The organism is Streptomyces sp. NPDC056061, assembly GCF_042266885.1.
Taxonomy (GTDB): domain Bacteria; phylum Actinomycetota; class Actinomycetes; order Streptomycetales; family Streptomycetaceae; genus Streptomyces.
Genome location: NZ_JBHJWQ010000024.1, coordinates 85,128 through 97,075 on the forward strand (window position 1 = coordinate 85,128; position 11,948 = coordinate 97,075).

Genomic DNA, 11,948 nt, shown 5'->3' on the forward strand with positions numbered 1-11,948 from the left:
TCATGGTGCGGCGGGGGCCGATTCCTTCGTGTCCTGCGGGGGTACGTCCCCGTCGCCGCCGCCGAACGCCAGCCAGCCGCCCACGCCCAGCGCCGCCACCAGCACCAGCGCCGCGGCGCCCAGGGTCAGGCGGCGCTTGCGTACGGCGGCGGACTTGTTGCGGGCCGAGCCGGGGCGGGGCGTGCCCGGGGAGCGGGGGGCGCGGGCAGTGCCGTGCGGGCCACCGGAGAGTTCGTCGGCGGCCGGGACGCGCATGCTCGTGTGGGTGTCGCGGTTGGAGTCGGTGGACGAGCCGGGGACCAGCGGGACCGCGCCGCGGCGGCGGGGCTCCTCGGGGGCGGGGGCGTACTGCTGCTCGTCGTGGGTCCGGGGCTCCGGCTCGGCACCCGGCTCGTCCACGTCCAGCGGCGGGATGCCGGCCAGCTGCGGCAGCTGCTCGCGCAGCCGGGACGCGAGCTCGGAGGCGCGCAGCCGCGAGGCAGGGGCCTTGGCCAGGCACTGGACCAGCAGCTGCCAGAGCTCCTCGGGGATGCCGGGGAGCGGGACGACCGTCTCCGTCACGTGGCGGCGCAGCACCGCGCCGGGGTGTCCGCCGCCGAACGGGGTGAAGCCGGCGAGGAGTTCGTACAGGACGGTCGCGAGGGCGTAGATGTCGACTGCGGCGCGGGGCGGGAGGCCCTCGACTATCTCGGGGGCCAGGTAGTCCGGGGTGCCGATGATCTTGCTTGCCTTGGTACGGCGGGGCGTGTCGATCAGCTTGGCGACGCCGAAGTCGGTGAGGAGCGCCGGGTGCGCGTTGCCGGGGCCGAGCGGGCCCTCCATGTCGAGGAGGATGTTCTCCGGCTTGACGTCCCGGTGGACCACTCCGGCGGCGTGCGCGGCGGCGAGGCCGTCGGCGACGTCCGCGATGATCGCGACGGCGGCCTCGGGTGCGAGGCGGCGTTCGCGGTCGAGGCGGGTGCGCAGGTCGGTGCCCCGCACCAGGGTCATGACGAGGGCGAGGTCGTTGCCGTCGACGACGAGGTCTCGGACGGCGACGACATGGGGGTGGTCCAGGCCGAGCAGGGCGGTGCGCTCCTGGACGAAGCGGCCCACCAGCTCCTGGTCGGACGCGAGATCCTCGCGGAGCAGTTTGATGGCCACCGGGCCCTCGGGGCCCTCGCCGAGCCAGACCGTGCCGGCGCTGCCGCGCCCCAGGATCTGGTGGGCGGTGTACCGGCTGCCGATATTCCGTGCCAAGACTGCTCCCTCAGCGGCTGGCGATGGACCGTCGCTCATGACCCCCGGTCGACAAAGTTACGCGTCGGCCGGGGGGTTGCGTGCCCGGGATGGCGCCAACCCTCACTTCCGCGGGCGAATTGCGGGGGAATCACAGGGGAATCCGCCCGCCGGAAGTCGACATGACTACAGAGTTGATGATGCGTCGGCCGCTCAGGGGCCGCTGCCGCCGCCCAGCTTCGAGATCCAGTCGGTGACGGTGGAGAAGGCGTCGCTGATCGCCTGCCAGTAGCTCTTGCCCTGACCGATCCAGTCCTGGAGCGGGGTCAGTTCCCAGATCAGCCAGGCCGCGACGAAGAGCAGGATCAGCGTGAACAGGCAGCCCTTGAGACAGCCGAGGCCCGGGATGCGCATGGGGTTGGCGCTGCGCTGCCGCGGCTCGCGGGGTGGGCGCGGCGCGGGCTGCTGCGGCGGGGCGGGCTGCTGCGGGGGCGCGTACTGCTGGCGCTGCGGCGGCTGGTACTGCTGCGGGGGCTGCGGCTGGTACTGCTGCTGCGGGGCGTACTGCTGCGGCGGGTACTGCTGCTGGTTCTGCGGGGGGTACTGCCGGTGCTGCGGCGGCTGCTGTCGCCGCTGGGGCTGCGGCTGGGGTTGCGGCTGGGGCCGCTGGGGGCGGCGGCGCAGCGGGTCCTGGTCCGGGTCGAGGTACTGGACCTGCGTCTGTTCGTTGCGGTCACGGGCCGCCCGGAGCTGGGACTGCCAGGGGTGCGGGTCCTCGGGCTGCGGGGCGCCGTCCGGACGCGGCGGCACCGGCGGCATGACCGAGGTCGGTTCGGCGCCGCCCGCGCCCTGGCCGGGCGTCTGCTGGAGGACGCTGGTCGCGGCGTTCGGATCGAACGAGCCCGCGTTGCTCGGCAGGACCTGCGTGGGGTCGGCCGCGCCGGGGGTCTCGGGGACGGGGGCGGGGGCCGGGTCGGGGGCGAGCAGCGCCCCGACGCCGTCCGCGGCGGCGATCTCGGCGGAACTGGCGTGGACGCCGATGCCGGCCGCCACGGTGCGCAGGGCGCGGGCCAGGTTCTCGGCGCTGGGACGCCGGTCCGGGTCCTTGCTCAGGCAGCGTTCGATGACCGTCCACAGCGGTTCGGGGACCGTGGAGGGGCGGCGGGGTTCCTCGCTGAGGTGCCGGTGCAGGACTTCGAGGGCGGTGCCCCCGGCGAACGGCGGGCGGCCGGTGACCAGCTCGTACAGCAGGATGCCCGCGCCGTAGATGTCGACGGCGGAGGTCTGCGGGCGGCCCTCGGCGGACTCGGGGGCGACATAGGCGGGCGTGCCGACGAACTCATGGGTCCGGGTGAGCCCCGGGGAGTCGGCGAGGCGCGCGATGCCGAAGTCGGTGAGCATGGGGCGCATACCGCCGCCGCTCTCGTCGAGCAGGACGTTGGCGGGCTTCAGGTCGCGGTGGACGACGCCGTCGGCGTGGCTGGCGGCGAGCGCGTCCGCGATCTGCGCGGTGAGCAGCGAGGCGGCGACCGGGGTGAGCGGGCCGTTGTCGCGGAGGTAGCGGTGCAGGTCGGGGCCGTCGATCAGGTCCATGACGAGGGCGAGGAGATCGCCCTCGACGACCAGGTCACGGGTGCGCACGATGTTCTCGTGGGTGAGCCGGAGCAGCACCGAGCGCTCGCGCAGGAACCGCATCACGACATCCGCGTCGTTGGCGAGCTCCTCCTTCAGGACCTTGATCGCGACGGTCTCGCCGGGCTCGCCCGCGACGGCCGCCTCGGCGCCTGCGGCCTCCCGCTGGCGGGCACGCCAGACGGTGCCCGTGGCGCCGCGGCCCAGCGGCTCCTCAAGCAGGTATTTACTGCCTACCGGCCGCACGTCATGCGCTCCCTGCAGATCGTGGTGTTCACGGTGTCCCCGGATTCGTACCAGGAGTTCCGGCCCACTCTAGGGCCTGTCGTCAAACCGGCGGCCCCGTCCGGAGGACGACCGGGTGGCATCCGGCCGACGGGGCCGGGCACCTTCGCGGGAGTCACCGGGCGATCGTGGAACAAGACGCCTTCTCCGAGCCGATGGTTGCCACGCCTGATCCCGAAAAGCGTCCGAAACCGATCCCATCCGGTCCGAAAACCCGTCCTCGCACCGAATCGGAGCCGGGGAGAATTACCTGAAATACGTCGAGACCGGACAGCAAGCGGGCCTGACCGGAGGGCGGAACGAGGGGTGTACCGGGGCTCCGGTGCGCCCCGGGCGCCCTCCGGACGGGCCCGGGCGGGCATGCGACCGGCCGATCAAGATCATTTGGCGGTGGCCCCGGGGCGCACTGTCGGCGGCAGGTGCGAGGATGCCTTCAGCACGGGACTGTGGCGCGGACGCCTCGCGGCTCGTGACGAACCTGTACCGGACGACGCGTCCGTGTCGGGTGGGGGGAAATCACAGGGTCTTCCCCTGCCCGGCGCCCCGCGCAGAAGGGACCGCTGACGGCGATGCAGATCCGGCTGACCGTCCTCGCGCCGCGCAGCGGCCAGACCCCGGCGCGCGCCTGCGACGTGCTGGTCACCGCCCCGTCGGGGACGGCCCTCGCCGCCGTGGCGTCCGAACTCGCCGCGGCCGTCTCCGGCCCCGAGGGGCCGCCCGGCGGCGGCGCCGTGGTGCTGTTCGCCGGGCGTGAGCGGCTCGACGACCGGCGGTGCGCGCTGGGCGAGCCCCCGCTGGTCGACGGGGCGGTGCTCTCGCTCCAGGTCCCGGGCGAGGACGAGGCCGCCGACGAGGCCGTCCCGGCGCAGCTGCACGTGGTGGCGGGGCCCGACGCGGGCGGGGTCCATCTGCTGCACGGCGGCCCGGTCAGGATCGGCCGCTCGGCCGAGGCGGACGTCCCGCTCGACGACCCCGACGTGTCGCGGCTGCACTGCGCGGTGACGGTGGCCGAGGACGGCCTGGTCTCGGTGGCGGACCTGGGATCGACGAACGGCACCCTGCTCGACGGCAGGGCGGTGCGCGACCGCCCGGTCCGGCTGAAGCCGGGCGCCCTGCTGCGGCTGGGCGAGTCGGCGCTCCTGCTGACCTCCGGTGCCCGCACGCCGACGCTGGCGACGGCCCCGGACGGCGAGGGGCACCTCCGGGTGTCCGGCGCGGCGGCCGGGGGCGCCGAGAGGCCCGGCCACGGGTACGCCCCGGCCGTCCTCCCCGGACCCGGCACCGGCCCGCACGACGCCCGGCCCGACGACTCCGACCCGGCCGCCGCGGGAACGACCGGCCGCCCGGCCGCGCCCGGTCGTTCCCCGCACCCGCCGGACGGCGAGGCACCCCGGCGGGGCGGGCTGGGCGCCTGGGCCCGCAGACTCGCGGGCGGTCGGGGCGAGCCGGCCCACGGGGCGGGACCGGACGGGGCGGCAGCCGCCGCGTCGTACCCGGCCGCCGCCGAACCGTCGCCGGGGGCGGCCTCGGCGAGCACCTGGCCCGACCCGGCCGCCGTGCTGCTGACCGCGCTCGGCCCCGGACCCCGGCTCTGGGAGCGCGGCACGGACCATCCGGAGGCACTCGTGGTGCGGCTGGGGACGACCGACCGGGCCGAGCTGCCCGCCGTGCCGGTGACCGTGGGGCTGCGGGAGGCCGGTTCGCTCGGCCTGGCCGGGCCCCGGACCCGCCTCGCCGGACTCGCGCGTTCCGTGGTGGCGCAGCTCGCCGCGCTGCACTCCCCCGCCGAGCTGGAGATCGTCCTGATCAGCGCCGACCGGGGCCGGAGCGCCGAGGAGCGCGGACGGGAGTGGTCCTGGCTCGGCTGGCTGCCCCATCTGCGCCCGGTGCACGGCCAGGACTGCCGGCTGCTCCTCGCGTACGACCGCGAGCAGGCGACCGCCCGCACGGCGGAGTTGGCGCGGCGGCTGGACGAGAGCCCGCTCGGGCCCGGCTGGGCGAGCCTGGACCGGACCATGATCGCCGAGGCCGCCGCACGGTACGCCGGACCGTTCACCGTGGTGGTCGTCGACGGGGACCCCGGCTCGGCGGCGCTGCGGGAGAGCACCGCCCGGCTGGCCGCGGCGGGGGCCGCCGCCGGAATCCACCTGATCTGCCTCGCCGAGACCCCGGCCGCCACTCCTGTCTCCCCGGTGGCGGCGACGTACGAGGCCGCCTGCCACGCCTCGATCGCGTTCCGCGAGTGCGGGGCGGTCGCGATGCTGAGCGGGGACGTGGCGACGGCGCTGCGGCTGCTGCGCACGGCCGACGGCCGGGCGGCGGGCCGCGGCACGGTCGCCGCGGTGGACGCGGTGTCGGCGCACTGGGCCGAGCGGTTCGGCCGGGCGCTGGCCCCGCTGCGCACGGACGCCCCGGCGTCGACGCACGGCCGGCCCGCCTCGGCCGTGCTCCCGCTCTCCGCCCGGCTGCTGGACGAGCTGGGCCTGGCGCGGGCCACCCCGGCCTCCCTGATGGCCCGCTGGGCCGCCGCGGCCGATGAGCGTCCCGGTGCCGCGTCGCACGGTCCGGGCCGACGTCCGGGCGGGCACGCGGGCGGCGGCACTGCGGCTGAGGCGCCCGGCTCGGGCCGTACGCCGTACCCGGCCCCGCGCGGCGCGACCCCCCGCGTGGGCGCCCAGCGCACGGGCGGCGGCCCGGTGCCGGGCGGGCCGTCCGGGCGCGGTACGGGGCGCACCCCGTACCCGGGCAGCGACACCGTCACCCACATCGGCACGGTGAGCCACGACTTCACCGCCGACGCGGCGTACGAGGCCCGCGGGACCGACCGGACCGACGCGGCGGGAACGGAACACGGGGCCCGCGGCTCCGGGCGCACCCCGTACTCCGGCGCCGCCCGGGGCGACGGCGGACGCCAGGACCCGTCCGGGGACCCGCCGAGCTCCCGTACCGTTCCCGGGACCGGTTCCTGGTCCGGCGGCGACGCCCCGGCAGCCGCAGGCCCCCGTTCCGGCGCGTCGGGGCCTTCCCACCGGGTCAGTGGCGCGCGTGCCGACGCTCCCCCGGTCGCGGCGCGGAGCGGCGCGGGCAAAGCGGTGGCCGGACACGGTTCCCCGGCGGCGCGCACCGGCTCGCAGCCGGACCACGGCACGGCCGCGGGTGCGGGTGCGACCGTCCCGGTGTTCGGGCGGCCCGTCATGGTGCTGGGGGCAGGCCCGCACGGCCCGGTCGGCGTGGATCTGACGGAGGAGGGCCCCCACCTGCTCGTCGAGGGGCCGTCCGGCAGCGGGCGCACGGAGCTGCTGCGCGCCGTCGCCGCCTCGCTGGCCGCCGCCGACCGGCCCGACCGGCTGGGTCTCCTGCTGGTCGACGGTGCCGGCGGCGAACGCGGCGAGGGCTTGCGCCCCTGCGCCGAGTTGCCGCACGCGTTCACGCATCTGGCGGCCTCCGACCCGGTGCGGATGCGGGAGTTCGCGCAGGCGCTGGGCGGCGAGCTGAAGCGCCGTGCCGAACTGCTCGGGCAGGACGACTTCGCCGCGTGGCACCAGCAGCGGGAGGCGGCACGACGGATGATCGGGCAGCGCCCGCCGAGCGGCGCCGAACAGCGCGGTGACGTGGACTCCCCGATGAGCGGGACGCTCCGGTTGCGGCCCGCGGGCGCGCGGCCCCCGGCCCCCGGCCCGTCCCCGCTGCCCCGGCTCGTCGTCCTGGTGGACGACTTCGACGCCCTGGTCGCCCCCTCACTGGGCAGTCCGGGCCGTCCCGCCGCCGGTTCGGTCGTACGGGCCCTGGAGGCCGTGGCCAGGGAGGGCGGCAGGCTCGGCGTCCACCTGATCGCCGCGTCCGCCCGTCCGGACCGTACCGAGGACACGGATCTGGCGCGGGGGGCCCGGCTGCGCATCGTGCTCGACGCCCCGGTCGTCCCGCGCTCGCCGGAGGATCCGGTGCCCGGACGCGGCAGGCTGGGCCATCCGGACGGGCGGGTTACCCCGTTCCAGGGCGGCCGGGTGACGGGACGGATACCGCGCACGGCGACGTCCCGCCCCACGGTCGTCCCGCTGGAGTGGCAGCGGATGGGTGACCCGCCGACCCGCCGGCCGGTCCGCGAGCTGGGCAACGGCCCGACGGACCTGGCCCTGCTGGCCAGTGCGCTGGAACGGGCGGCCCGGTCGGTGGACGCCGAACCGGTGGCCCCGCTCGGCCCCGTCCACTCCTGACCGACGGGTCCGGTACCCCCGCGTCCCCGCACCGTCGTACCGGACCGACCGTCGGCCGGGGCCCGAGACCCGGCGCCGGGCGCCCGCCGGCCGAGAGCGGATGCCCGGCACCCGCCGACGGTGCACGCGGCCGCACGCCGTCGTGCCCGTGCCGCGATGCCGTCCTCCGGGCCCGCCCCGCCGTCCCGTGCCCATCCCGCCGGTGGGCCCGCCCCGCGGCCCCGTGCCACCCCTGTGCCCGTCCCGGTGTGCGCGGCTCCGGTCGCAGTCGCGCACCGGCCCCCCGATGCGCCGCGGTCCCCCGCCGCAGGCTGCGGCGGCACGCACCACCGTCCCCTTCCGGCACGCCGCCCGCCCGGCGTCGCACCGCCCTCCCACCCGACTGACACCACGTCACGAGCCCATCACGATCAAGGAGTTGGCGTGGGGATCGGTATTGCGGCGCTCGTACACCCGGCGTAGGACTGTGCGGACACAACGATGTGAGAGACGGGGAAGCTATGCGCACCACCCATCGGATCAGCAGAGCAGCCGCGGTGTTCACCGCCATCGGCGCGCTGGCCCTCACCGGTTGCGGCGGCAACGACGACAGCGGAAAAGAGAAGTCCGACAAGAGCTCCGGCAGCGACAGCGGGAGCCCGTCGGTCGCCCTGCCGAAGCTGGACGGCGAGAAGCTCTCGGTCGCGGCGGTCTGGACGGGGGCCGAACAGGCCAATTTCGTCAAGGTCCTCAAGGAGTTCGAGAAGCGCACGGGGGCATCGGTCGCCTTCGTCCCGGCGCAGGACCCGATCATCAACTTCCTCGGTACGAAGATCGCGGGAGGTCAGCCGCCGGACGTCGCGCTGATCCCGCAGGTCGGCGCGATCCAGCAGGCCGCGCAGAAGAAGTGGGCCAAGCCGGTCGGGGCCGAGGCCAAGGCCCAGCTGACCAAGAACTACGGGAAGGTCTGGCAGGACCTCGGCGCGGTGGACGGCACTCAGTACGCCGTCTACTTCAAGGCCGCCAACAAGTCCCTGATCTGGTACAACGCCAAGGCATTCGAGAACGCGGGCGCGTCCGAGCCGAAGACCTGGAAGGACTTCCTGGCGACCGCCGAGACCGTCTCCGCCTCAGGCGTCGCGCCGGTCTCGGTCGGCGGCGCGGACGGCTGGACGCTGACCGACTGGTTCGAGAACATCTACCTCTCGCAGGCGGGCCCGGAGAAGTACGACCAGCTGGCCCGGCACCGGATCAAGTGGACGGACCCGTCCGTCAAGGACGCCCTGACCACCCTCGCCGAACTCTTCGGCAAGCCGTCGCTGATCGCGGGCGGGGCGGACGGGGCGCTGCAGACGGAGTTCCCGGCCTCGGTCACCCAGACCTTCACCGGGGGCGACCAGCCCAAGGCGGCGATGGTCTTCGAGGGCGACTTCGTGGGCGTCAACATCGCGCAGACGAAGGCGGAGATCGGGACGGACGCCAAGGTGTTCCCGTTCCCGGCGGTCGGCGCCGAGTCACCCGTGGTGACGGGCGGCGACGCGGCGGTGGCCCTGAAGGACGGCAAGGGCGCGCAGGCCCTGCTCACCTGGCTGGCCTCCACCGACGCGGCGAAGATCATGGCGGAGCAGGGCGGCTTCATCTCGCCGAACAAGGCCCTGGACGCCGCCGCGTACCCCAACGAGGTGCAGCGCACCATGGCGAAGGCGCTGATCGGCGCGGGTGACACGGTCCGGTTCGACATGTCCGACCAGGCCCCGCAGTCGTTCGGCGGGACGCCCGGGAAGGGCGAGTGGAAGACCCTCCAGGACTTCCTGAAGAACCCGAAGGACATCGCGGGGACCCAGGCGAAACTGGAGTCCGACGCGGCCAAGGCGTACAAGAGCTGACGCGATGACGACAGCCGCAGCGGGGGGCGCCGACGCGGTGCCCCCCGCCGATACGCATTCGTCCGCGCCGCCGTCGGTACCGGCGCCCAGGAAGCCGTCCGGCGGACCCTCCGGTGGTCCGGGACGCCGTCGCGGGAGCGTGACCGGCACCCGCAAGGTCGTCGCCGCGCTGTTCCTGGCCCCGGCACTGGTGCTGCTCGGCGCGCTCGTGGTCTACCCGATCGCGTACTCCGTCTACCGGTCCTTCCTCGACCAGGCGGGCACGGGTTTCGCCGGGCTCGACAACTACAAGGCGCTGTTCACGGACGACACCATCCGTACGGCGATCAAGAACAACGCGATCTGGGTGGTGTTCGCGCCGACCGTCTCCACCGCCCTCGGGCTGATCTTCGCGGTGCTCACCGAACGGATCCGCTGGGGAACCGCCTTCAAGCTGATCGTCTTCATGCCGATGGCGATCTCCATGCTCGCCGCGGGGATCATCTTCCGGCTGGTGTACGACCAGGCACCGGAGCGCGGGGTCGCCAACGCCGTCTGGGTGGGGGTGCACGACACCTTCGCCGAGTCGGCCGGCTACCCAAACGCGCACCCGCTGCCCGTCCACCCGCTGAAGCCGGGCGAAGGCGGTTCGTTCGTCACCAAGGTGCCGGTACGGGCCGGACAGCCGGTGCAGTTGCCGCTGGTCGGCGTGGCACCGGCGAAGATGCCGTCGGACGCGAGGCCGGCGAAGGCCGCCGCGGCGGAGCCGGGGAAGATCACCGGCACCGCGTGGCTGGACTTCACCAAGGGTGGCGGCGGGCGGCCGAACGTCATCGACGCCGAGGAGCTCGGGCTGAGGGGCATCGAGGTCGAGGCGGTCAAGGACGGCAAGGTGGTGGCCTCCGCGAAGGCGGGCCCGGACGGGGTGTTCACCCTGCCCGCGTCGGCCGACGGCGCCGAACTCCGGCTCCCCGCGAAGAACTTCCGGGAGCCGTACAACGGTGTCGAATGGCTCGGCCCGACCCTCGTCACCCCGGCGATCATCGGCTCCTACGTGTGGATGTGGGCCGGGTTCGCGATGGTGCTGATCGCCGCGGGCCTGGCGGGCCTGCCGCGTGAACTCCTCGAAGCGGCCCGGGTGGACGGCGCGAACGAGTGGCAGGTGTTCCGCCGGATCACGGTGCCGATGCTCGCACCGGTCCTCTCGGTGGTGCTGGTCACGCTGATGATCAACGTCCTGAAGGTCTTCGACCTGGTCTTCATCATCTCGCCGGGCTCCTCGCTGGCCGACGCGAACGTGCTGGCGCTCCAGCTCTACCGCTCCTCGTTCGGCACCGACGCGGACCTCGGCATCGGCAGCGCCATCGCCGTGCTCCTGCTGCTGCTGGTACTCCCGGTGATGTACGTCAACATCCGCCGGATCCGGAAGGAGGGGCGCCGATGACGACCGCCTCGACCACGTCCGCCGGGACCGGTCCGGTGCGGGCCGAGCAGTCCCTCGCCGCACGCGCGGCCGCACGCGCCGGGGGCGGTGCGATGCGGGTCTTCCTCGTGCTGGTGGCCCTGTTCTGGCTGATGCCGACGATCGGGCTGCTGCTCTCCTCGCTGCGCGGCGCGGACGACATCGCCGCCGACGGCTGGTGGAAGGTGTTCACCGCCCCGTCGCAGATCACCTTCGACAACTACGCCCGGCTGCTGGACAATTCGACGATCACCCACTCCCTGCTGAGCACGGTGATGATCACCGTCCCGGCGACCGTCCTGGTGGTCGTGCTCGGCTCGCTTGCCGGGTACGCCTTCGCCTGGATGGACTTCCCCGGCCGGGACTGGTGGTTCCTGGTGGTGGTGGGACTCCTGGTGGTGCCAGTGCAGGTCGCCCTGGTGCCGGTCTCGAAGCTCTTCGGCGCGATCGGGATCTTCGAGACCACGTTCGGTGTGGTCATCTTCCACACGGCCTTCGGTCTGCCCTTCGCGATCTTCCTGTTGCGGAACTTCTTCGCGGAGATCCCGCGGGAGCTGCTGGAGGCGGCCCGGCTCGACGGGGCGGGCGAGATCCGGCTCTTCACCCGGGTCGTGATGCCGCTGGGCGGTCCGGCGATCGCCTCGCTCGGCATCTTCCAGTTCCTCTGGGTGTGGAACGACATGCTGGTCGCGCTGATCTTCGCGGACTCCGGTTCGCCGCCGATCACGGTCGCGCTCCAGCAGCAGGTACGGCAGTTCGGGAACAACATCGACGTGCTGGCGCCGGGCGCCTTCGTGTCGATGGTCATTCCGCTCGCCGTCTTCTTCGCCTTCCAGCGCCAGTTCGTCTCCGGTGTGATGGCCGGCGCGGTGAAGTAGGCCGTGTCTGACAATTCCGCGTGGATCAGCGGGCGTCGTCCTGTGCGGTGCATCGCAAGGCGCCGGGAAGTCCTTGTAGCGGAGCTACCAGGGCTTTTCGGCAACGCGGCGAGGGCCCGTGCGGGGCGGCGCCCGCCCGCGTGGAATTGTCAGACACGGCCTAGCCAGGGACTGCCCGGCCGATCCCTGGCGGGGAGAGCGGTGGGTGAAGCCCCGGTGACGTCGTGGCGATGCCGCGGCGACACCGCAGTGACGTGGAAACGCACGGTTGTGCGTCAACGCGGGGGTGGTCCTGTTCACCGCGACAGGACCACCCCACCTGCCGTTTCCCGTATTTGCCGCGTCTTGACGTAACTCCGGCACTCCGTCCGACGTTTGCGGACCGCCCCCCACGCACCGCGAACGCCCTCTGGAT

6 protein-coding genes are annotated in these 11,948 nt (G+C 74.2%); 4 read left to right on the plus strand and 2 right to left on the minus strand.

Annotation, left to right across the window (positions count from 1 at the left end; genetic code table 11):
* Both ACFC79_RS28275 and ACFC79_RS28280 read right to left on the minus strand, forming a co-directional pair.
* Entirely contained in the window at positions 1-1,239 is a 1,239-nt protein-coding gene (locus tag ACFC79_RS28275; RefSeq protein WP_376245575.1) for a serine/threonine-protein kinase, read from the minus strand.
* Positions 1,240-1,431: 192 nt separating this feature from the next.
* Positions 1,432-3,096, minus strand: a complete 1,665-nt coding sequence (locus ACFC79_RS28280) for a serine/threonine-protein kinase (protein WP_376245578.1) — start codon at positions 3,094-3,096, stop codon at positions 1,432-1,434.
* A gap of 608 nt (positions 3,097-3,704) precedes the next feature.
* Between ACFC79_RS28280 and ACFC79_RS28285 the strand changes: the two genes are divergently transcribed.
* The 4 genes from ACFC79_RS28285 to ACFC79_RS28300 all read left to right on the plus strand — a co-directional run bounded on the left by ACFC79_RS28285 (position 3,705) and on the right by ACFC79_RS28300 (position 11,533).
* Entirely contained in the window at positions 3,705-7,349 is a 3,645-nt protein-coding gene (locus tag ACFC79_RS28285; RefSeq protein ID WP_376245581.1) for an FHA domain-containing protein, read from the plus strand.
* A 500-nt stretch (positions 7,350-7,849) separates the two neighbouring features.
* Complete coding sequence (locus ACFC79_RS28290; protein ID WP_376245583.1) at positions 7,850-9,214, plus strand: ABC transporter substrate-binding protein; 1,365 nt, start codon at positions 7,850-7,852, stop codon at positions 9,212-9,214.
* Between the two features lie 4 nt (positions 9,215-9,218).
* Positions 9,219-10,637 (plus strand): carbohydrate ABC transporter permease, encoded by a 1,419-nt coding sequence (locus ACFC79_RS28295; RefSeq protein WP_376245586.1) that lies wholly within the window; start codon positions 9,219-9,221, stop codon positions 10,635-10,637.
* Positions 10,634-11,533, plus strand: coding sequence for a carbohydrate ABC transporter permease (locus ACFC79_RS28300; protein WP_376245589.1), 900 nt, complete (start codon positions 10,634-10,636; stop codon positions 11,531-11,533). The genes ACFC79_RS28295 and ACFC79_RS28300 overlap by 4 nt, the downstream gene beginning before the upstream one ends.
* Positions 11,534-11,948 lie beyond the last annotated feature (415 nt).